At 62.6% G+C, this 21,050-nt stretch carries 24 protein-coding genes and 1 tRNA gene; 17 read left to right on the top strand and 8 right to left on the bottom strand.

The window, feature by feature from the left end:
- Window positions 1-64 precede the first annotated feature (64 nt).
- Both AWB66_RS19670 and AWB66_RS19665 read right to left on the bottom strand, forming a co-directional pair.
- On the bottom strand, window positions 65-1,102 hold the full coding sequence (locus AWB66_RS19670; protein ID WP_087631861.1) for a serine/threonine protein kinase: 1,038 nt from the start codon (window positions 1,100-1,102) through the stop codon (window positions 65-67).
- A gap of 55 nt (window positions 1,103-1,157) precedes the next feature.
- On the bottom strand, window positions 1,158-1,370 hold the full coding sequence (locus tag AWB66_RS19665) for a hypothetical protein (RefSeq protein ID WP_087631860.1): 213 nt from the start codon (window positions 1,368-1,370) through the stop codon (window positions 1,158-1,160).
- Between the two features lie 348 nt (window positions 1,371-1,718).
- On the opposite strand from AWB66_RS19665, the gene AWB66_RS19660 reads away from it, so the two are divergent.
- Both AWB66_RS19660 and AWB66_RS19655 read left to right on the top strand, forming a co-directional pair.
- Window positions 1,719-2,984, top strand: coding sequence for an MFS transporter (locus AWB66_RS19660; protein ID WP_087631859.1), 1,266 nt, complete (start codon window positions 1,719-1,721; stop codon window positions 2,982-2,984).
- A gap of 232 nt (window positions 2,985-3,216) precedes the next feature.
- Window positions 3,217-3,399 carry a hypothetical protein gene (locus AWB66_RS19655; RefSeq protein WP_087631858.1) on the top strand — a complete coding sequence of 61 codons (183 nt, stop codon included), beginning with the start codon at window positions 3,217-3,219 and terminating at the stop codon, window positions 3,397-3,399.
- A 217-nt stretch (window positions 3,400-3,616) separates the two neighbouring features.
- Here the strand turns inward: AWB66_RS19655 and AWB66_RS19650 are convergent, their stop codons facing one another.
- On the bottom strand, window positions 3,617-4,324 hold the full coding sequence (locus AWB66_RS19650) for a dienelactone hydrolase family protein (RefSeq protein WP_235021174.1): 708 nt from the start codon (window positions 4,322-4,324) through the stop codon (window positions 3,617-3,619).
- A gap of 596 nt (window positions 4,325-4,920) precedes the next feature.
- Between AWB66_RS19650 and AWB66_RS19645 the strand changes: the two genes are divergently transcribed.
- Window positions 4,921-6,066, top strand: a complete 1,146-nt coding sequence (locus AWB66_RS19645) for a branched-chain amino acid ABC transporter substrate-binding protein (protein ID WP_087631856.1) — start codon at window positions 4,921-4,923, stop codon at window positions 6,064-6,066.
- A gap of 70 nt (window positions 6,067-6,136) precedes the next feature.
- Here AWB66_RS19645 and AWB66_RS19640 read toward each other — a convergent pair whose 3' ends face one another.
- Window positions 6,137-7,360, bottom strand: a complete 1,224-nt coding sequence (locus AWB66_RS19640) for an MFS transporter (RefSeq protein WP_087631855.1) — start codon at window positions 7,358-7,360, stop codon at window positions 6,137-6,139.
- A gap of 158 nt (window positions 7,361-7,518) precedes the next feature.
- Here AWB66_RS19640 and AWB66_RS19635 point away from each other — a divergent pair, with 158 nt between their 5' ends.
- The 3 genes from AWB66_RS19635 to AWB66_RS19625 all read left to right on the top strand — a co-directional run bounded on the left by AWB66_RS19635 (window position 7,519) and on the right by AWB66_RS19625 (window position 10,309).
- Complete coding sequence (locus tag AWB66_RS19635; RefSeq protein WP_087631854.1) at window positions 7,519-8,184, top strand: HugZ family pyridoxamine 5'-phosphate oxidase; 666 nt, start codon at window positions 7,519-7,521, stop codon at window positions 8,182-8,184.
- Window positions 8,185-8,571: 387 nt separating this feature from the next.
- The gene (locus AWB66_RS19630) at window positions 8,572-8,874 is read left to right on the top strand and encodes an H-NS histone family protein (RefSeq protein WP_062638896.1); all 303 of its coding nucleotides are present in this window, start codon (window positions 8,572-8,574) and stop codon (window positions 8,872-8,874) included.
- Between the two features lie 223 nt (window positions 8,875-9,097).
- Window positions 9,098-10,309: a cation diffusion facilitator family transporter gene (locus AWB66_RS19625; protein WP_087631853.1), complete on the top strand. Its 1,212-nt coding sequence runs from the start codon at window positions 9,098-9,100 to the stop codon at window positions 10,307-10,309.
- A 4-nt stretch (window positions 10,310-10,313) separates the two neighbouring features.
- Here the strand turns inward: AWB66_RS19625 and AWB66_RS19620 are convergent, their stop codons facing one another.
- From AWB66_RS19620 to AWB66_RS19610, 3 genes are all read right to left on the bottom strand, one after another.
- On the bottom strand, window positions 10,314-10,772 hold the full coding sequence (locus tag AWB66_RS19620; RefSeq protein ID WP_062638894.1) for an Lrp/AsnC family transcriptional regulator: 459 nt from the start codon (window positions 10,770-10,772) through the stop codon (window positions 10,314-10,316).
- Window positions 10,773-10,874: 102 nt separating this feature from the next.
- Complete coding sequence (locus tag AWB66_RS19615; protein WP_087631852.1) at window positions 10,875-11,510, bottom strand: 3'-5' exonuclease family protein; 636 nt, start codon at window positions 11,508-11,510, stop codon at window positions 10,875-10,877.
- Window positions 11,507-12,151, bottom strand: a complete 645-nt coding sequence (locus tag AWB66_RS19610; protein ID WP_087631851.1) for an MBL fold metallo-hydrolase — start codon at window positions 12,149-12,151, stop codon at window positions 11,507-11,509. The genes AWB66_RS19615 and AWB66_RS19610 overlap by 4 nt, the downstream gene beginning before the upstream one ends.
- A 652-nt stretch (window positions 12,152-12,803) precedes the next feature.
- Between AWB66_RS19610 and AWB66_RS19605 the strand changes: the two genes are divergently transcribed.
- On the top strand, window positions 12,804-13,412 hold the full coding sequence (locus AWB66_RS19605; RefSeq protein ID WP_087631850.1) for a septal ring lytic transglycosylase RlpA family protein: 609 nt from the start codon (window positions 12,804-12,806) through the stop codon (window positions 13,410-13,412).
- A gap of 53 nt (window positions 13,413-13,465) precedes the next feature.
- Here AWB66_RS19605 and rsmI read toward each other — a convergent pair whose 3' ends face one another.
- Window positions 13,466-14,350 carry a 16S rRNA (cytidine(1402)-2'-O)-methyltransferase gene (gene rsmI / locus AWB66_RS19600; protein WP_087631849.1) on the bottom strand — a complete coding sequence of 295 codons (885 nt, stop codon included), beginning with the start codon at window positions 14,348-14,350 and terminating at the stop codon, window positions 13,466-13,468.
- A 27-nt stretch (window positions 14,351-14,377) separates the two neighbouring features.
- On the opposite strand from rsmI, the gene AWB66_RS19595 reads away from it, so the two are divergent.
- The 10 genes from AWB66_RS19595 to AWB66_RS33720 all read left to right on the top strand — a co-directional run bounded on the left by AWB66_RS19595 (window position 14,378) and on the right by AWB66_RS33720 (window position 21,034).
- Window positions 14,378-14,806, top strand: a complete 429-nt coding sequence (locus tag AWB66_RS19595) for a YraN family protein (protein ID WP_407642301.1) — start codon at window positions 14,378-14,380, stop codon at window positions 14,804-14,806.
- A gap of 129 nt (window positions 14,807-14,935) precedes the next feature.
- Window positions 14,936-15,523: a phosphoheptose isomerase gene (locus tag AWB66_RS19590; protein ID WP_087631847.1), complete on the top strand. Its 588-nt coding sequence runs from the start codon at window positions 14,936-14,938 to the stop codon at window positions 15,521-15,523.
- A gap of 51 nt (window positions 15,524-15,574) precedes the next feature.
- A complete protein-coding gene (locus tag AWB66_RS19585) occupies window positions 15,575-16,375 on the top strand; it encodes a BON domain-containing protein (RefSeq protein WP_087631846.1) in 801 nt (266 codons plus the stop codon).
- Window positions 16,372-16,734, top strand: coding sequence for a c-type cytochrome (locus tag AWB66_RS19580; RefSeq protein WP_235021173.1), 363 nt, complete (start codon window positions 16,372-16,374; stop codon window positions 16,732-16,734). The genes AWB66_RS19585 and AWB66_RS19580 overlap by 4 nt, the downstream gene beginning before the upstream one ends.
- Window positions 16,735-16,801: 67 nt before the next feature.
- Window positions 16,802-16,877, top strand: a tRNA-Ala gene (locus AWB66_RS19575).
- 177 nt (window positions 16,878-17,054) lie between these two features.
- A complete protein-coding gene (locus tag AWB66_RS19570) occupies window positions 17,055-17,495 on the top strand; it encodes an Arm DNA-binding domain-containing protein (RefSeq protein ID WP_087631845.1) in 441 nt (146 codons plus the stop codon).
- Window positions 17,496-17,497: 2 nt separating this feature from the next.
- Complete coding sequence (locus AWB66_RS19565) at window positions 17,498-18,685, top strand: tyrosine-type recombinase/integrase (RefSeq protein WP_087631844.1); 1,188 nt, start codon at window positions 17,498-17,500, stop codon at window positions 18,683-18,685.
- A gap of 398 nt (window positions 18,686-19,083) precedes the next feature.
- Entirely contained in the window at window positions 19,084-20,247 is a 1,164-nt protein-coding gene (locus AWB66_RS19560; protein ID WP_125469754.1) for a hypothetical protein, read from the top strand.
- A 201-nt stretch (window positions 20,248-20,448) separates the two neighbouring features.
- The gene (locus AWB66_RS19555) at window positions 20,449-20,736 is read left to right on the top strand and encodes a helix-turn-helix transcriptional regulator (protein WP_087631842.1); all 288 of its coding nucleotides are present in this window, start codon (window positions 20,449-20,451) and stop codon (window positions 20,734-20,736) included.
- A 124-nt stretch (window positions 20,737-20,860) separates the two neighbouring features.
- Entirely contained in the window at window positions 20,861-21,034 is a 174-nt protein-coding gene (locus AWB66_RS33720) for a hypothetical protein (protein ID WP_159462921.1), read from the top strand.
- Window positions 21,035-21,050: the final 16 nt, after the last annotated feature.

Below are 21,050 nucleotides of genomic sequence, written 5' to 3'. Positions count from 1 at the left end.
TTTGTTCAAGCCGCTGAAATTCGCCGTAATGAAACGATGGAAGGGGAAATGGGAGGAAAGGGATTCAGACCGGCCAGAGCGGTCCTTCGTCCATCGCGGCGACCTGCTCGCGCAATTCGAGGATGCGGTCTTCCCAATAACGCTGCGTGTTGAACCACGGAAACGCGGCGGGAAACGCGGGGTCGTCCCAGCGGCGCGCGAGCCACGCCGAGTAGTGAATCAGACGCAACGTGCGCAGCGCCTCGACCAGATGCAGTTCGCGCGGCTCGAAATCGCAGAAATCCTCGTAGCCGGCGAGGAGATCGGCAAGCGCGCGCGACGCCTCCGCGCGCTCGCCCGGCAGCAGCAGCCAGAGATCCTGGACGGCCGGGCCCATGCGGCTGTCGTCGAAATCGACGAAATGCGGGCCCGCGTCGGTCCACAGTACGTTGCTCGGGTGGCAGTCGCCGTGCAGCCGGATCGGGCGGATGTCGCCCGCGCGCTCGAAGCAGCGTTCGACGCCTTCCAGCGCCATCCGCACGACGCTCTCGTAGGCCTCGCGCACGTCGCGGGGCACGAAGTCGTGCGTCAGCAGAAAATCGCGCGGCTCGAAGCCGAAACTCTGGATATCGAGCGTCGGCCGCTCGCGATACGTCTCGATGCCGCCCACCGCGTGAATCCGACCGATGAAGCGTCCGAGCCATTCGAGCGTTTCGCTGCTGTCGCGGCCCTCGATGTCCGGCGCGCGGCCGCCGCGGCGCTCGAAGATCGAGAAGCGAAAGCCGTCGAAATGATGCAGCGACGCGTCGTTCAGCACGCGCGCGGGCACGGCCGGAATCTCGCGCCGGGCGAGTTCCGCGACGAACGCGTGCTCTTCGAGAATCGCGTCGTCCGACCATCTTTTCGGCCGATAAAACTTCGCGACGACCGGCGGCCCGTCTTCCATGCCGACCTGGTAGACGCGGTTTTCGTAGCTGTTGAGCGGGAGCATGCGCCCGTCGGTGCGTTCGCCCACGGGCAGAAGGACGCTGTCGAGCGCGTCGAGGACGCGCTCGGGCGTGAGTCCGGCGAAGGGCGGTGCGGATTGCGCATCGCCGGGTGCTACTGACGGTTCGTGGTTCATTCCGGCATTGTGCCGCGCATTGACGCGCCCGGCACGCGCCGTTGCCCGCAAATGCCTAGTGAACGACCGAATTCGCCGGCCGCACGATATCGCCGGTATCGATGAGATCCTCGAGGAAGAACGGTTCCGTGTTGAGCAGCTTCGATACACCGGGCTCGCCCTCGTACCACGCGACCATCGCCATGTCGCCAAGAATTCGCATCACGATGCCGCGCGCGCCCTGAGGCACGGCGATATGCACGGAGCGGACAATCGAACCGATTTGCATGATGAATCCCCGTCAGAGTGCCGGCTGCGGACGTCTCGCGCCGGTCAAATTATCGTTACCAAGCACGGGCTTTCCAGGGCCGGTGCACCAGACTGCGGCCGCTTGCGCGCGTTGCCATGGGCACACCGCGGGCGGCTTCGTTGCTCGTATCGCGCTTCTACTTTAGCGCATCGACGCGCGCGCGGTCCAAGTGTCGCGTGTCCAGCATCCAACGAATCGCGATCCGGTTACGTGCGCATGACAACGCGCGGCATCACGAAAGGACGACGAAAGCGCCTTGAGCCGCGCTCGGCACGATGCTTGGCAATGGCGTAAGGTAAGGGGCTTTTGCGTTCCCGGAGGTTTGTCGTGACAGCTTCGCCGGCGCCGCACCGGCCCTCGTCTTCCCGTACCTGCCGTTCTTCTTCTCCCGATTCCCCGCCTTTCCTCGAACGCGGCTCGCGCGCTTACTGGCACGCGTCGCTCGCGCTGCTGTTCGCCGGTTATGCGACTTTCTCGCTGCTCTATTGCGTGCAGCCGCTTCTGCCCGAATTTAGCGCAGCCTTCGGTGTCAGTCCGGCAGAAAGCGCGCTGTCGGTGTCGGTCTCGACGGCGTCGCTCGCGCTCGCGATCTTCGTCGCCGGGTTCGTCTCCGAAGGCTGGAGCCGTCATCGCCTGATGACGATGTCGCTGACGGCGTCGTCGATCCTCACGATCATCGCCGCGTTCCTGCCGAACTGGCACGCGCTGCTTTTCGTGCGCGCGCTCGAAGGGCTCGCGCTCGGCGGCGTTCCCGCCGTCGCGATGGCGTACCTCGCGGAGGAGGTCGAGCCGGAAGGGCTCGGACTCGCGATGGGGCTTTACGTCGGCGGCACCGCGATAGGCGGCATGGCCGGCCGCGTGATCAGCGGCGTGCTCGCGGATTTCTTCTCGTGGCGCGTGGCGATCGGCGGCATCGGCGCGCTCGGGCTGCTTTCGACGCTCGCGTTCCGCGCGCTCCTGCCGCCCTCGCGACGCTTCGTGCCACGGCGCGGCATGGGCTTTCGTCACCATCGAAGCGCGCTCGCTGCGCACATCCGGAACCGCGACCTGCCGTTTCTCTTCCTGATGGGCTTCGTGCTGATGGGCAGCTTCGTCACGCTGTACAACTATGTCGGCTACCGGCTGATCGGCGCGCCGTTCAGGCTGAACCAGACGCAGATCGGCGCGATCTTCACCGTCTATCTGACGGGTGTCGTCGCGTCGCCGTGGTCCGGAAAAATGGCCGACGTCTTCGGGCGCGGACGCGTGCTGATCGCGAGTCTCGCGCTGATGATGACGGGCGTCCTGCTGACGATGTCGATGTCGCTGCCGGTCATCGTCGGCGGGATCGCGTGTCTGACGTTCGGCTTTTTCGCCGGTCATTCGGTGGCGAGCGGCTGGGTCGGACGCCTCGCCTTGCATGCGAAAGGACAGGCGGCCGCGCTTTATCTGCTCGCGTATTACATCGGGTCGAGCGTGATCGGCTCGTATGGCGGCCATTTCTGGACAGGCTTTGGCTGGAGCGGCGTCGTCGGGCTGATCGCGGCGCTTCTCCTCGTCGGACTCGCGGGCGCGGTGTATCTCGACCGGCGCGAACGCGGTACGGCGGCGTGAACGCAATCGTCATTCGAAAGCGAATCGAAACCTGGCGAATCTAAGGGTTTTTCCGCGTCCGCTTAATTCGGGTCGCCGCGAACGCTTGACTGGCAAGGGCGAGCGTCCGGCGCGCCACACAGCGTCCGCCATATCGTGCGGCATGTCGCGAAAGCGCGGCCTATACTCGAATCGTCAGTACAGCGCCGGGCGAACATCGCGCGGCGCCGGGTAAGACGAAGGGAGACGAGCAATGACGTACTTCACTATCGGCGACTTCATCCTGATCATCCCGATGGCGCTTGCCGGCGCACTTTTTCTCGGCGCCATTCCGTGCGCATCGCATTTCAAGAACAACGTGCTTCGAGCGTTCGGCGCGCTGGTCGGCGTGCTGGTGGCGTTCCTGCTGGTCGAGGGATTGCCCGCGCTGATATAGCGCAACGTCAACGGCTGACTGGCTCGTCAATCTTGCCGCGGCGCGCACGCGCCTCTTGCCGCTCGCCGCTCCTGATCCGGACCTGCGGACGCGCCGATGCGCCGCGCTGCTTTCAGCGCTGGCGTATGTTCTATATGGCGGTGGCTGAACGCTTCGGTTTTCGCTCGGGCGTGTAGTGGGGCGTCGCGCATTATCTTTTCACGCGACGCTGACCGGCCTAGCGCAGATGCTCGCCGAGGAAGGTGAGCGTGCGGCCGTGCGCAAGCGCCGACGCATGCGCGTTGTACGACGCGCGCTCGCCGCAGTTGAAGCCGTGGTCGGCGTTCGGATAGACGTGGACTTCGGCGTCGTTGCGGCCCGCGAAACGCTCGCGCACTTCGCCGACCGCCGACACCGGAATGTGCGCGTCGAGTTCGCCGTAGTGGAATTGCATCGGCACCTTGATGCTGTCGGCGCGATCGAGCTGGTTCTGGATGCCGCCGCCGTAATAGGCGACGCCCAGATCGACCGTGCCCTCAGCCGCCGCCAGATACGCGAGCCGTCCGCCGAAGCAATAGCCAATCGCGGCGACCTGGCCGCTCACTTCGGGCAAGGCCCGCAGCGCGCTCGCGGCCGCGCCGACGTCGGCGACGGCCTTCGCAAGATCCGTCTTCTGCAGCAGTTCCATCGCCTTTTCGCGGTCGGCGCCTTCATAGCCCAGTTCGACGCGCGGCTGCGTGCGCCAGAAAACGTCGGGCGCCAGCGCCACGTAACCGTCGGCGGCGTATTGGTCCGCGACGCTGCGAATGTGCGCGTTCACCCCGAAAATCTCCTGCAGGATGATGACGCCCGGGCCTTTGCCCGTCTTCGGCAGCGCGAGATAACCCTGAAAGCTGTCGCTGTCGGCGGGAATGTCGATCCATCGTGAAGTCACGGTCGTGGTCACGTCGATGCTCCTTGAAATGCGTGTGTGAAGTGAGGCCAAGGAGTGTGCCACCATTCGATCGCCCCCGCTGGCGCGGCGCTCCGGCCGCTACGGGCGGCTTTCAGCGCGATCCGGGCGTAGCGCGAACGAAAGAAAACGGCGCGGTCTGCGGGGCAGGCACGACGTTTGACCGTGCCGCTGAATTAGAGCGATGCATCTACTAATAAGCTTTTAAAAACAAGCCAATAAGAAAGGGCATCGGCGATTAACGGCGCGTATTCGGCGAACTTGAAACGATTAGCGCGATTGGCCGCCCGTGTGCTCCGAAACCCGCATGGACAGGGGCTTTGCACGAGTGCCAGCACATTTGGTAACGCTTCTCAACAACACTTTGATCAGTAGTCGCACCACTATCCCAAAAAACTTCCCTAAATTAATTTGACAACCCTACACTTGCGCGCAGTGCGGATGGCGGCTGCCAAAAACGGCCGCGCTGAAGGACTTGCCAAGTGCATGACGATGCATCCGGCGTGGTCGTCCACGGGACTGAGCGATCGTGATGAAAGACGGGGCACAGGGCGATTACGTTGTTTTTGGGACCGAAACTGGAGACTTACATGAAGACCAAGCTTCAAAAAGTGTTGCCGATCAGCGCCGCAGCAATGATGTTCGCAGCGATGGCAACATCCGCAGCAGCCGATGAAACCGTCAAGATCGGTCACGTTGCACCGTTGACCGGCGGCATTGCCCACCTGGGCAAGGATAACGAAAACGGCGCGCGACTCGCAGTCGAAGAAATCAACGCGAAGGGCCTGACGATCAACGGCCAGAAGATCACGCTGGCGCTCGACCCGCAGGACGACGCGGCCGACCCGCGCACCGCCACGCAGGTTGCGCAGAAGCTCGTCGACGACAAGGTCGTCGCCGTCGTCGGCCACCTGAACTCGGGCACGTCGATCCCGGCATCGAAGATTTACAGCGACGCAGGCATCGTCCAGATTTCGCCGTCGGCCACCAACCCGACCTACACGCAGCAAGGCTTCAAGACGACCTACCGCGTCGTCGCGACCGATGCCCAGCAAGGCCCGGCGCTCGCCAACTACGCCGCGAAGCAACTGAAGATCAAGAGCGTCGCGATCGTCGACGACTCGACCGCCTACGGTCAGGGTCTCGCCAACGAATTCGAGAAGACCGCCAAGTCGCTCGGCCTCAAGGTGATCTCGCACGACGCGACCAACGACAAGGCCGTCGACTTCCGCGCGATTCTGACGAAGATCAAGGGCGAAAATCCGGACGCCGTGATGTTCGGCGGCATGGATGCGACGGGCGGCCCGTTCGCCAAGCAGGCGAAGCAGCTCGGCCTGCGCGCCAAGGTGCTGGCCGGCGACGGCGTGTGTACCGAAAAGCTGTCGGACCTGGCGGGCGACGCCACCGACAACGTCGTGTGCTCGGAAGCCGGCATGGCGCTCGAGAAGATGGAAGGCGGCGCGGCGTTCGGAGCGAAGTACCAGAAGCGTTTCGGCCAGCCGATCCAGATCTACGCGCCGTTCACGTATGACGCCGTGTACATCGTCGTCGACGCGATGAAGCGCGCGAACTCGACCGATCCGGCGAAGATTCTCGCCGCGATGCCGAACACGGACTACAAGGGCGTGATCGGCCAGACGACCTTCGATTCGAAGGGCGACCTGAAGCACGGCGTGATCTCGCTGTACGACTACAAGAAGGGCAAGAAGACGCTGCTCGACGTGGTCAAGATGTAGATGCCGCTCGATGGCGACTTCGAACGGAGTCGCCTGAAGCAAGGAAAGGCACGCCTCGGGCGTGCCTTTTTCATATCTTCAGCCGCCTGAGAATGCGCGGCGCCACGAGCGCGATCAGCGCGCAACACGCCGCCACGACCGACAAGCCGATCGGCAGCGTGCTCACCTGCGCCACCCCGCCGATCAGCACCGGCCCGATCAGCAAGCCGAAATAGGCGAGGCCCGCCACCTGCGCGAGGCCTTCCGCCGCGCTCACGCCTTTCACGTGCGTCGCGGCGGCGAACAGCACCGGCATCATGTTCGCGAGGCCGAGGCCCATCAGCGTGAAGCCGGTCATCGTCGCGATCGGGTTCGGCAGCAGCAACGCCATCAGCATTCCGACGAACGCCAGCGCCGCGCTGCCGAACACCAGTTGCGGCGCGCCGAAGCGGGCGCGCACGAAGTCGCCGCCGAAGCGTCCCGCCGCCATGCCGCCGGTGAACGCCGCGTAGGCCGCGCTCGACAGCGCAGGGCTCGCGAGCACGACGTCGCGCATGTAGACGGTCGCCCAGTCGTACATCGCGCCTTCGGCGATCAGCGCGATCAGCGCGACGCCGCCGAGTGCCCACAGCGCGGACGATCGCCACCGGTTCGACGACGACGCCTTCGCGTGCGCGTCGTGATGCGGGACGTGCGGCAGCACCGCGGGCATCGAAATCAGGATCACGATCACGCTCGCCACGGCAGCCAGCGCGAGATGCACGGCCGGCGCCATGCCGTGCGCGAGCAATGCGCCGCCCGCCGCCGCGCCCGCCATCCCGCCGATGCTGAACATGCCGTGCAGCGACGACATGATCGGCCGCCCGAGCGCCTGTTCGACCGCGCTCGCCTCGGCGTTCATTGCGACATCGAGCGTCGCCATGCCGAAGCCGAACACGGCTAGCACGGCGAGCAGCATCCAGTAGGACGGCGCGACGAGAATCAGCGCGCAGCAGATCGTCATCGTGATGCCGCCCGCGAGACAGGCGGCGCGCGTGCCGGCGCGGGCGATCCACGAGCCGGTCGTGAGCATCGCGAAGATCGAGCCGCCCGCGACCGCGAGCAGCGCGAACGAGAGCATGCCGGGACTCAGCGCGAACTTGTCGCGCACGGTCGGCACGTGCACGCCCCACGACGCGTACAGCATGCCCGCGATGAAGAAGACGGCCATCGTCGCGTAGCGGGCGCGTTCGCGCGCGGCAAGCGGCAGCTTGCGATGCGCCGCGAGCGACGCGTTGTGGTCGATGGAACTGGAAGCGGACGTCGATTCGGACACGAAATGGCTCGTTCGGAAGAGGAGGGCGAAAGCGGAGAGCTTTCGATTCTATCGAACGGTCTAAAGACATGCTCAGGCGCGGTGCATTAAGATCGACCGGGATCGGCGGCGCGGCCGGACTTGCGCGAACCGCCCAATTCCGAACGAGGAACCGAGCCGTGAACATTCCGCCGCATGCGCCGCTGCATCTGCTGCATCGAGTGCCGGATGGCACGCTTGCCACGCATTCCCGCGATCCGCGCGGGTTTCCCTATCCCACCGCGCTGCCGTTCGCGCCCACGGCGCGCCACGTGCCGATGCTGCTCATCAGCCATCTCGCCGAGCACACGCGCAATCTGCACGCGGATTCGCGCGCCGGTTTTCTGGTCGCGCATGCGTCGGACGGCAACGTGCTCGAAGGACAGCGACTCACGATGCTCGGCTCGTTTTCTCCCGCGCCGTCCGAGGAATCGTCCGATCTGGCGCGGCGTTATCTGAGATATCACCCCGACGCCGAGCGCTATCTCAGTTTAGGCGACTTTACGTTCTGGACCATGTCGCTGGAGCGAATGCGCTTTATCGGCGGATTTGGCGCGATGGGCTGGCTGGCTGCGGACGCACTCGATCCGCTCGAACCACTTTCGGCAAATGAGGAAACGCTGCTATGCGCATTTTTTGATGATTTTGACGAACGCCCGGCTACCTTGGCGTTATTGGGCGTGGACCGATATGGATGTGATTTCCGGCAGAATGGCCGTCGCAATCGTTTTACGTTCGATAAACCCAAAGTCACGGTAACAGAGCTGAAAGCCGCGTTGTTCGACTGGTTGGAACGTCACCGGTAAAATCAGCCGGGATTCGCAATTGAGGAAATGTGTTGCATCGCGAATAATTCGGGACGGAAAGGAAAATATTGCCGCACCGCAGGGCCGCACGAAATGTCGCACGAAACTCTCACGCCATGAAATCCGATGCCGTTTTGTATTGCGCCGCTTTCATGCGGCGACAACTTGGGTGCGTGTCTTTATCCGGAATTAAGAAAATTCGCTGTCTAGCGTTTCCGAATCAGCACAATTGTTACGAGGAAAACTTTCGATTGGGATTTTAGTGTCCTCGCCCACATGCATTCCTAAATCGATTTGTGTTAATCTGCGCTTCAACCCGAGGCCACACCGATAAATGGAAGCGAGCGATACGACTCGCATGTTTTAGCAAACCACAAGGGAATTACCATGTCTTCATACAAGGAACTCCTCGCTCAGCGCGAGAATCTGGAACGACAGATTGAAGAGGCCAAGTCGCGGGAATATGCCGAAGTACTTAATGAGATCAAGCAGAAAATGGCTGATTACGGCATCACGCTCCAGGAATTGGCTGGCGGTCGAAGCGCCAAGGGCGCAAAAGCTCCGCGTGCGCGCGCAGGCGTAGCCCCGAAGTACCGGGACCCGCAGAGCGGCAACACGTGGTCCGGGCGGGGAAAGCCGCCGAAATGGATCGCGGGCCAGGAACGCGACAACTTTCTGATCCAGAAATAAGAATCGCCCGCTCCGGATGCAGCCGCGCCAGCAGGCGCGGCTTTTTTTTGTGCGCATGCGCCCGCGACTTTTCTTTCGACGGCGCGCAGTCGGCAAAGACGCAGAACGAGAACGCGTCCTGTTACAATAACTCAATGATTTTTAAGGAATTTCTCTTCGAATTCCGAGCGTCATTAGTGCCCGCTTGTTAAAATAAAGCATCGCATTTAATCAGATTCAACTTATGTCGCTCTCCGTCCCACGTCCGGCGGCAAAGCAGGAAATCGCCCGCAGGACCACCTTCGTGAGTATCGTGCTGAACGCGGTTCTCATGTCGGCGCAGGTTTTCGTGGGAATAATCGCGCACTCTCAGGCGCTGATTGCCGACGGCATTCACTCGCTCGCCGATTTAGTGTCGGATTTTGTCGTGCTCGTCGCGAATCGGCACGGCGCCGCTGCGCCCGATGTCGATCACAACTACGGTCACAGCCGCTATGAAACCGTCGCTTCATTATTTCTCGGCGGATTGCTGATTGCCGTGGGCGTCGGAATGCTATGGCGCGCGGGCGAACGTATCGCAAACCTTCAGGATATTCCGCCCGTCCATTCGTCCGCGCTAATCGTTGCGCTCGTCGTGCTGGTTTCGAAAGAAGCGCTGTTTCGGTACATGCTGCGCGCGGCCGAACGCGTCAGGTCCGCGATGCTCATTGCCAATGCCTGGCATGCGCGATCGGATGCGGCGTCTTCGCTGGTCGTCGCGCTCGGCATTATCGGCAATATGGCGGGCTTTCAGGTGCTCGACCCGATTGCCGCGGCGATCGTCGGTTTTATGGTCGCCAGGATGGGCTGGATATTCGGCTGGGACGCCTTGCAGGATCTCTCGGACCGCGCGCTCGACCAGTCCACCGCCGACGACCTGCGCGCGCTCGTGCTCTCCACGCCCGGCGTGCGCGAGGTGCACGAACTGCGCACGCGCAAAATGGGCGATCTCGCGATCGTCGATGCGCACATTCTCGTCGACCCGCTGATCTCGGTGTCGGAAGGGCACTACATTGCCGAATCGGCGCGCGCGCATTTGCTGACCGACGCGCGGGTCGTCGACGCGCTGATTCACGTCGATCCGGAAAACGACGAGGTCAATCCGCCGCCCGGCCAGTTGCCGATGCGTCCCGTAGTCGGCGAGGCGGTGCGTGCGGCGCTTGGCGCACAGGGGTTGTCGTTCGACTCGATGAACCTGCACTACCTGAGTCGGGGCTTCGACATCGACGTGTTGCTGCCGGCGCTGGCGAACGCCGACGAAACCGCGCAGGCCGACGAGCGTCTCGCCCAAGTCGATTTCGAAGCACTAAAGCGGCGTCTCGGCGCGCGCGAAATCCGCGTGGTGCGTGCGGTGCGCACGCCGGGCGCGTCACTTCAGGCGGCGCGCGGCGCGAATGAAACGGCCGCGCCGCGCTGAAACGTCAGAGTGGCAACTGCGTGTCGAATTTGATTTCCCGCAGCACGACGCTCGTGCGCACCTGAGCGACCGCCGGAATCTTGAAGATGCGGTCGTGCAGGAAAGCGTCGTAGGACTTGATGTCGGGCGCGACGATCTTGAGGATGTAATCGGATTCGCCGGTCGTGCTGTAGCACTCGGTCACTTCCGGACAGGTGGCGATCTCGCGCTCGAACTGCTCGACGCCGCCTTCCGTATGCCGCGTCAGGTGGATATGCGCGAGCGCGCAGACGTGCAGACCGAGCTTCTCGCGATCGAGCAGCGCCGTGTAGCGCTGGATCACGCCCGATTGCTCCATGTCCTTGATGCGCCGCCAGCACGGCGTGCTCGACAGCCCGACCTGGTCGGAAATTTCCTGCACCGAGCGGCGCGCGTCCAGTTGCAGGAGGCGCAGGATTTTTTGTGAAAATGTATCGAGAGTCAACTGCGCCTCCGGTTTGGTCGCGACCTGACTCTCATGGTAGAGGCGCCGGAAAATAAACGCAATGCGAAGCGCCAGAACTGAGGGAGATTCCCTAACGCATCGTCAAGACTGCGCGTTTTTACCTTCCGGAATCGCGGGCCCGGCGGCGTCGGCACTGTCTGCTGGCGCGAGCGCCTTCGACGCCCGCAGTTCCGCCAGCATGTTGCAGAAGAGCGCGCCTTGTTCGATGGCGTCGTCGAGCGCGACGTGCGTGTGCGGCAGCTCATCGAACCAGTGCTTCGGCAGCCGCGGCTTGATCGCCTTGCGGTAGGGCAGGCCGGTCATCGCGAAGGCGAGCGTCTTGATGTCGAGCGCGGACCACGAAAACGGGCAGCGCTCGGCGAAACGCATCATGTACCAGAACATGTAGGTGAAGTCGAAGCCCGCCGGATACGCGACGAACACCGGCTTGCCAGGCAGCGCCTCGACCCAGTCGACATAGGCGCGCAGCGCGGTTTCCGGCTTTTGCAGGTCGGTCCGGCAGGCGGCCCACGCGTCAGGCTGCGTCTTCCACCACGCGGCTTGCACCGGATGCGCCGTGGCACCTTCGAGCGTCTCCAGATTCGCGGAGAATGTGGCGATCAACTCCTTGTCCGCCGTAAAAGCCGCCGACGCGAAACTCAGCATCGAATGCGGGCCGGGAATCGGGCCGTCCGCCTCGACGTCGGTGCTCACATAGATTTCGGGGATCGCGTTCATGCGGTCACTCCGTCGCCGACATAGGGATTGGTGCGGCGCTCGTCGCCGAACGTCGATGCGGGGCCGTGGCCGGGCACGAACGTGACGTCGTCGCCGAGCGGCCACAGTTTTTCCTGGATCGCGCGGATCAGGTCGGCGTGATTGCCGCGCGGAAAGGCGGTGCGCCCGATCGATCCGGCGAACAGCACGTCGCCGACGAACGCCAGCCGATGGCGCCGGCTGAAGAAGATCACATGCCCCGGCGTATGGCCGGGACAGTGATAGACCTCGAACGTCTCGTCGCCGAATTCGACGGTCTCGCCGTCTTCCAGCCAGCGCGCCGGAGTGAACGCCTGCGCCGACGCGAAGCCGAAACGCTTGCCCTGCTCCGGCAACTGGCCGATCCAGAACGCGTCGTCGCGGTGCGGGCCTTCGATCTTCACACCGAAGTGGTCCGCAAGCGCCTCTGCGCCGCCGCAGTGATCCAGATGCCCATGCGTGAGCAGGACCTTTTCGACGGTGACGCCCTGCCGCTCGACTTCTCCGATGATCCGCTCCAGGTCGCCGCCCGGATCGACCACGACTGCGCGCTGCGTCGATTCGCACACGACGATCGAACAATTCTGCTGAAAGGGCGTCACAGGGACGAGGGTCACGTTCATGGGCTACAACCCGCGCGTAAAAATGTCCATTGTACCGGGGCCGGAGCAGGGTCGTTGCGCCGCTACATCGGGGCAAAAAACGGCCCCAAAATCGGCAATTCTTGCGCCCATAGTGAAAATCAATGACGAAATTCGCAGTTCCGGGTAGCCAACTAATGTTTTTGGCTATAATGGCATCACTTGTGCATGTGTTCTTCCATGCAATCAATGGGTGATTCGTCAGACGCCAGCGCGTTTTTACAATCATCATCAGTACGCTGTTGGGGGCCAGAAGCCTCCTAACTGCAACTCAAGCATCGACTCCGTTCGATGCACACGTCTTGTCCAGCCAGGTGCGATGCGCCTGCTGCGGCCAAAGCTGCCGCGACGCTGGATGGGGCCTACGCCGCCGTTCCTGCGCTGTTTATCGCGCGAGAACGTGATTGCCACGTTCGATGGCGGCATGTGGGGTCTGGTCAGGCTGCCGGGGACAGGTTGCGCCAGACGTGAAAATTAACCGGGCAATTGCGGCGAGGTACGCCGCAGCCGTGCATCCATCGGCCGTTCGCAAGATCGAACGGCGTGTGGCGTTGCGCGGAAAAAAGCCTTGAGCTGCCATCAGGCGCGCGCTCGTCGCGTCGCCGGGCGGCTCTGCAACCGTTGATACACGTCTATGAATGCTCGACTTACTCGACATATCGGGAGTCTCTTTGCCGTTGCGATCCTGGCCGGCTGTGCTGCGCCGGGTTCCAGCGACCTGAGCGCTTCCAACCAGCACCCGGGGAACAATTTCCTCAGCAGTAATGGTGCCCGCGCAGTCGCGCCGCTCGCCTACGAATCGAAGCTGAATTCGGTGCCGGCCGCGCCTGCGAAGACCGAAGAACCGAAGTCCCTCGCTGACGCGGAGCCGATCACGAGCGGCCCGGACGTCGGCAACTTTGAACAGCAGGGCCGCGCCTCCTGGTACGGTCGCCCGTTCCATGGCCGCAAGACTGCCAGCGGCGAACGCTACGACATGCACGCGCTCACCGCCGCGCACCGCACGCTGCCGCTCGCGTCGTGGGTCCGCGTGACGAATACGGTGAACCAGAAGACGGTCGTGGTTAAGATCAACGATCGCGGTCCTTACGCACGCGGGCGGGTCATCGATTTATCGTACGCGGCGGCGGCAGCGCTCGGCATGCGCGGCGCGGGCACGGAGAAGGTGAAGATCGAAGGCCTGACGCAACAGGAAGCGCGTGTCGCGCGTGCCCAGTACGCGTCCGATAGCCAGATCAACTGATCGGCTCAGACCGCACGCATCACATGACAACGGGCCGTTCGACGGCCCGTTTTCTATTCCTCTTCCGATTTGGCGAGATAAAGCGCCCGCGCATACAACGCGTTGCGCGGCGCTCCGGTGAGCGTGGCCGCGAGCCGCGCCGCGCTGCTCACCGACAATTCCTCCAGCAGCGTCGACAGCAACGCGTCGTGGGCATCCTCGGCGTCGGCCTGCTGCGGCGCGCCTTCCACCACCAATACGAATTCCCCGCGCTGACGGTTCGGATCGCCGGCGAGCCACGTTGGCCCTTCGGCCAGGGTGCATCGATGCAGGCTCTCATGTAACTTCGTCAGCTCACGGGCGATCAGCAACTGCCGCTCGCCGCCGAGCGCATCGGCGAGCGCCTGCACCGTCTCGACGATACGATGCGGCGCCTCGTAGAAAACGAGCGCGCCCGGCTGTGTCGCGAACGACTGAAGCTGCGTCGCGCGCTGCTTCGGCTTGGCCGCGAGAAAACCGATGAACGTGAAGGTGTGCACCCACGCGCCGGCTGCGCAGAGCGCGGTCGTGAGCGCGCTCGCGCCCGGCAGCGGGATCACGGGAAATCCGGCTTCGCGCACGGCATCGACGAGCCTGGCGCCCGGATCGGAGATGCCCGGCGTGCCCGCGTCCGACACGCACGCGATGCGCTCGCCGTTGCGCAAATGCCCGATCGCGCGCTCGGCGGCGCTGCGCTCGTTGTGCTCGTGCACGGCGATCGACGGCTTCGAGATGCCATAGCGCGAGAGCAACTGCGCCGTGTTGCGCGTGTCTTCGGCGGCGACGCGGTCGACGAGTGCGAGCACGTGAAGCGCGCGCAGCGTGATGTCGGCGACGTTGCCGATCGGCGTCGCGACGACGTAGAGCGCGCCCGCCGGATAGTGCTGACCTTGTGCGAGGTCGGTCAGATGTTGCGTCATGGGGGTTACGTTCGAGGGAGAACGTCATTGTGCCATGTGGCTCGGGGCGGCCCGCGCGGGTTTCGCGTGCCGCCGTGGCCGCACAACTTTTGCGGAGGAGCCGTGTCCAAATCGGTCGGCGATGCTTTCGAGGCGCACGCGCTCGTCTATCTTCAGCGGCAACGCATGCGGCTCGTGGCCCGTAACGTCATGTGTCGCGGTGGCGAGATCGATCTCGTGATGCGCGATCGCGATGGTGCGCTCGTGTTCGTCGAAGTGCGCGCGCGCCGGAGCCGGCAATTCGCCGATGCCGCCGCGAGCATCGGCACACGCAAGCGCGCGCGACTGATCCGCGCGGCGCAGCACTATCTGAGCGCGTGGCGGGGCGAACTGCCGCCGTGCCGCTTCGATGTCGTCGCGTTCGATACGGGGCGCATCGTGTGGCTCGCCGATGCGTTTCGCGCCGACGACGCCTGAACGACTGCCCGCGTGCATGCATGCGGTAAACTGCGCGGAGCCTGAATCTCATGCCGACGTCGAGCGCGCCGCTCTCGAATGTCGCACGCAACGAACCGCCGCGCGCGACGCGGCACAACTCAAGACTCGATGTCCGTCGAACGCATTCAACAGCATTTCCGCGACAGCGCGGCAGTCAAACTCGAAGCACTCGAAACGCTGGCGGTCCCGATCGCGGCCGCCGTCGATGCGCTCTTCGGCGCGCTCGCCAACGGCTCGAAGATTCTCGTGTGCGGCAACGGCGGGTCCGCCGCGCACGCGCAGCAATTCGCGGCTGGGCTCATCGGCCGCTTCGAACGCGAGCGCCCGGGCCTGCCGGCGATCGCGCTCACGACCGACTCGTCGATCCTGACCGCCGTCGGCAACGACTACGCGTTCGAAGAGATCTTCTCGAAACAGGTCCGCGCGCTCGGCCAGGCGGGCGACATATTGCTCGCGATCAGCACGTCGGGGAATTCGGTCAACGTGCTTGCGGCGATCCAGGAAGCGCACGAGCGCGAGATGATCGTGATCGCGCTGACGGGCAAGGGCGGCGGCGTGGTCGCCGAGGTGCTCGGGGAAGCCGATATCCCTGTCTGCGTGCCGTCGGAGCGCACGGCGCGCATTCAGGAAGTGCATCTGCTGACCATCCATTGCCTGTGCGACGGCATCGACGCGATGCTGTTGGGCGAAGACTGACAGGCGTCACCCAGATTCATTAAGACTGACCAACCAAGGGGAACGGATTTGATGAACAAGACACGCGTCAAGACGACGCTTGCGCGCGCCACGCTGATGGCGAGCCTGCTGGCCGGCGCCGCACTGACGCTGCAGGGATGTCCGCTGCTGGTGGTCGGCGGCGTGGCGGGCGGCGCGCTCGTCGCGACGGACCGTCGCACGCTCGGCGCGCAGACCGAGGATCGCGAGATCCAGGTGAAGGCGACGACGCAGATCAACCAGAACCTGCCGGACCAGGCGCACGTCAACGTGACTGTGTTCAATCGTCGCGTGCTGCTGACGGGCGAAGTGCCCAACGAGGCGTCGAAGCAGAAGGCGGAAGAAGTCGCGCGCGGCATCAACAACGTGGGCGGCATCGTGAACGAACTGGCCGTGCAGGGCGGCAGTTCGATCTCGTCGCGTGCCAACGATTCGTATCTCGAAGGCCGCGTGAAGACCGCGATGGTCGGCGAGAAGGATCTGTCGGCGAACTTCTACAAGGTCGTGTGCGAACGCGGAGTCGTGTATCTGATGGGGCTCGTCACGTCGGACGAAGGCGCGCATGGCGCCGATGTCGCGGCGCGCGTGCCGGGCGTCGAGCAGGTCGTGAAGGTGTTCCAGTACATCAAGCCCGAAGAGGCCTCGGCGCTGAATGCGGCGGCGGCGTCGGGCGCAAGCGCGGCGAGCGCCGCGGCGCCGGTGCAGACGGAGCCAACGGTAGGCGCTGTGCCGGATTCGTCGGTGAGTTCGCGTCCGCTCGAGCAGCAGACGCCAGCGCCCGTCAAGAACTCGGACGTGCATCCGGGCAATCCGACGAAGCCCGCGACCAAATGATGCGAGTGCGTTCGATGATGTGCGCGGGCCTTGTCGGCGCGTTGCTCTCTGGTCTGGCGGGTACGCCGGCGTGGGCCGCGGACCAGCCGGTCGCGGCCGCCGATGCGACCGCGATCGCGCGCAGGAACGCTTGCATGGGCTGCCACGCGGTGGATCGGAAGCTCGTCGGGCCGTCGTTTCAGCAGATCGCGGAGAAGTACAAGGGCGACGCGTCGGCGCCGGCCAGACTCGCGCTGAAGGTGAAGAACGGCGGCGCGGGCGTGTGGGGCGCGATTCCGATGCCGTCGCATCCCGCGATGAACAGTGCGGATATTCAGACGGTGGTGAGTTGGGTACTGGCGGGCGCGCCTTCGAAGTGAAGGCGCATATTCGGGTCTCGACCGCTTGTCAGGCCATGCGGGGGCTGTGCTAGAATCGAAACTCGTTGGGGGGGTAGCTCAGCTGGGAGAGCGTCGCGTTCGCAATGCGAAGGTCGGGAGTTCGATCCTCCTCCTCTCCACCAAGAACATGTCTGAAGATGTACAGGAAGGTCCTAAAACCCGCGTAGCTGCAAGGCTCCGCGGGTTTTTTGTTTCTGGCGACGTCTGAGAGCATGTATTGACAGCTGCCCCCAAGGGGGGAAGACTTTGGGGGCAGCAGGTCATCTTGTAAAGGCAGTATTCCCCAGTCCGGTTCCCATATGCCGCTTACCGAAGCATCCATCAGGAGCACTGGCCCCGTCGAACAGCCGAGGAAGCTTTTCGACAGCGGTGGACTGTACCTGCTCGTCACACCGCGGGGTGGCAGGATGTGGCGGCTTAAGTACCGATTCGGCGGTAAGGAGAAAAGCCTGTCGCTTGGCATCTACCCACAAGTCACGCTTGCGGTGGCGAGGAGGCTGAGAGACGAGGCTCGGACTTTACTTGTTGCGGGAGTCAATCCGGGCGAGGTAAGGAAGCAGGAGCGCTCAACCCTGCGCGACGAAGCCGCCCGCGTGAATGCTGCCATGCGTTTTTCCCTGGATAGCGACGGAGCTCTGTCGATTCGAATCGTCGCGCGGAGGGTAAACCTCAGTCCATCGGGAACCGCCGACCTGCGCGCCTTTCTGGATGCAACGCGGGGCGTGCCCGTCAAGGAGTGAAAATGGCATTGACCGATGTCGGCGTTCGCAACGCCAAGCCAAGAGATAAGCTCTATCGTCTATTCGATGAGCGCGGTATGTACTTGGAGATTTCTGCTACGGGCGGCAAGTGGTGGCGCCTGAAATACAGATTCGGGGGAAAAGAAAAGCGGCTGTCACTGGGCGTCTACCCCGACGTGGGTCTGAAGGTGGCCCGGGATCGTCGGGATGAGGCTCGCAAGCTCCTGGCCAACGGTATTGATCCTGGTATTGAGCGCAAGGTGCAGAAGGCGGCGACGGTGGAGCGTGCCGCCAACAGCTTCGAAGCGGTTGCTCGCGAGTGGTTTGCAAGGCAGGCGCCGGGGTGGGCTGTCAGTCATGCCGACAAGATCATGAGGCGCCTCGAGAAAGATGTCTTTCCCTGGCTGGGTGGCAGGGCGATCGCCGATATCAAGGCCCCCGAAGTTCTGGCGGTGCTGCGCCGGGTCGAAGCGCGCGGTGCTCTGGATACCGCGCATCGCGTCCATCAGAACTGCGGCCAGGTTTTCCGCTATGCGGTGTCGACCGGGCGTGCGGAGCGCGACATCAGCGCGGATCTGCGCGGTGCACTTCCCGCGGCACGGCACACGCATTTCGCATCTGTGACGGAACCAGATGAAGTTGCCGGCCTACTGCGGGCGCTGGATGGTTTCCAGGGAACGTTCGTCGTTCAGTGTGCGTTACGCCTGGCCCCTTTGCTGTTTGTCCGACCGGGGGAATTGCGGACAGCGGAGTGGTCGCAGTTCGATCTCGACAAGGCACAGTGGCGCTACACGGTCTCCAAGACCAAAACGGAGCACCTTGTGCCGCTTGCCACTCAGGCTTTGGCGATCCTGCGCGATCTTCATGCGCTAACAGGCGCACGGAAATACGTTTTTCCAGGACGAGACGTCAAGAAACCAATGAGTGGAGCAGCAGTTAACGCGGCCCTGAGGCGGATGGGCTTTGACACAAAGACAGAGATTACAGGCCACGGCTTTCGGGCGATGGCACGCACCATTCTGCATGAGCAGTTGCGCTTTCCAAGCGAGGTCATCGAGCATCAGCTCGCGCACAGAGTGTCCGACGCCCTTGGTACGGCTTATAACCGGACGAAATTCATTGACGATCGAATCGTGATGATGCAGCGGTGGGCTGATTATCTTGATAACCTGAAAGCTGGTGCTGATTAAGTACGCGTAAGTCGTGGCGCGTCCGACACTACGCCGATGGTGGTGGAAGATGAGCCGACGCCTTGGCCAGGACGATCGAGGCGTTTCCTTACACTTGCGAGCAGCTTGGCATGATTGACAAGCGACGCTTCGGCCTTGCGCGCCACATCTGATTAGCCTACCAGCGATTTTTCCTTCCTCCATATTAGCTGCGGAGGGAAAATAGACGGAAATTCGCTGGTTAAAATTCTAGGCCGTTTCCACCCGCTGTTCGTAGCCCCCAACCAGCGTTGGCATTCCTCGAGTCGCCGCACATGCCTTACGCGTCCTTCGGCTGTTGCGACCACATCCGGCCCCTACGGCTAACTGAGGGCATAATTCAGATCAGTTACGTTTGAGGGCGATGAATGATTGCGTGTGTGGAACTGCCTGCTGGGAAGCTGATTGATTGTCATGATCTTGCGTGGGCCGTGGCTAGATATCGTTTTCCATTTCCGGAGGAAGGCGCAACGGGCATGTCTTGTATTACGGGATCGAAAATGGTGGACTACAGCCGCCCGGCGATCCCATCAGTGAGGCCCATCGAAAAGCCACGAACGCTACTTGCCCCGCCAGTTGAACGGATTGACCCCACTCCATATGCAGTACCCGGGCAGCCGTTGGTTCGCCCCGGGGATCTAACTGAACTATGGTTCCCCGAGCGGCTAACTAACCAAGATAAAGTTTTGCTCGCAGCGATGCTGGTTGATTTACCGACATTGAAATACCCAATGTCGGAATGGAATCAGGATAGCTTTCTGACGGCGTATCGGGAGAAGATTGATTCGCTACAGCTCGTTGGTGAGCGGTACTGGGAACCCATCTTGGCGACTGGGGCGTATGTGGAGAGACAGCGTCGGAGCCGAGAGCAGTTCGTTGCCTACGATGCGAGGTATGACTTTGGAGAGGAGTTCGCTCGGGGGTTGGATATCCTTAACCCGTCTGGCAATCCCGTTCTAACCTTCGACATCACTTGCTTTGAGCTGGGAAATTATTTCCTCTATCGTAAGGAAGTTCACCGCGTCCTGAACCAGTACGGAATGCTCTTTCGAGACGGCGAAGAACATCCAGCTGGCAGCGGCACCCCAGCGTCAATAGATGCGAATAGTAATGGTGTAATCGAGACGCCATCGAGTGTCGTTCGCGGCCGTGTGTCTGAACGCATTTCGACAACAGAACTGGAGAACGATGAGTCGGATATTTCGGGCGAAAAAGCTTCGGGAAAGATGCCGCCGCTCACGAAGGAAGAATGGTTGGAGATTGTGAAGTTGCATGCCCGACTAGAGAGCGATCCAGAGGCAAAAAAATCCTCTGCGCAAGTTGCGTCGCAATTTAATCGATCCGATAGCTACATCCGACGCATCATCAGAATGTCGCGCGATATTTTGAGGGGTGCAAGCGATCAGGATTTTGAGGAGCTTGCTACAGCTATCTCGGCGAAGTACGACGCGAAAGTGCCCGTGCAATACGTTGAAGCTCTTGTCGCCTGGGAGCGCAGGAAGAGTGCCGGGGCGACAAATTGGGTTTTTTCAGGAAAAACGTAGTGAATTAGTTCCGCCCTTGTTCCGGCCAGAATCCCGTTGGACGTCTGGAAACCTTGTTGGATAAGAAGGGAGTTTCTTTTCTCGTTATCTCTTGCCCGGAACATAAGTTCCGGGCTGATTCTTCATCGCCCTTATGGCGCAAGCCGAGTCCCGGTGATCGAGGCAAGGCAGCCTCGTTTGCCAAACAGCGATGGAGAAATCATGCCGAACATCAAGCAACTTACCCAGCATCAGTTGAAGTCCCCGCCGAGTAGCATCCCGGTCAAGCACAGCTCGACCGCTCGCCAGCCTGATAAGGCGCCGCGCATTTTCCGCATGAAGGATCTCGTCGAATGCACCGGCCTGTCCCGCGCGACCATCTATACGCTAATGTCGACCGATCCGACGTTCGCTCGCAAGATTCGGCTGACTGCCCGCACGATCGGGTTTTACGCGCACGAGGTCGAGGCCTGGCTGGCATCGCGTGCTCAGATGCGCGACGCGGCGTAAGGGGGCACGATGACGCAAGAAAATCACCAACAAGGCTTCGTCGGATTCGCGGAAGCGTTCGGCGATCGCTACGCTGATCCGCGAATACGGTGGTCCTTCTCTCTCGAAACAGGAAGAGGAAACTTTGTACGAGCAGATCAAGGACCAGTACGAACCGGATGACAACGACGGCGAGGCCGAAAAGGCGCGTCGTGCAAAAGGTGGCGACACAGTCACTTGTCCGCGCTGCGATCTGCCTGTCACGGATCGGCGTAATGACGCCGGGGATGATCGCCGTAATGGCGCCAGTTTGAAGTGAAGTAAAACGCGGATTC

This window comes from Caballeronia telluris, from assembly GCF_001544495.1.
GTDB lineage: Bacteria > Pseudomonadota > Gammaproteobacteria > Burkholderiales > Burkholderiaceae > Caballeronia > Caballeronia telluris.
This window is presented reverse-complemented; position numbering and strand designations above follow the sequence as displayed.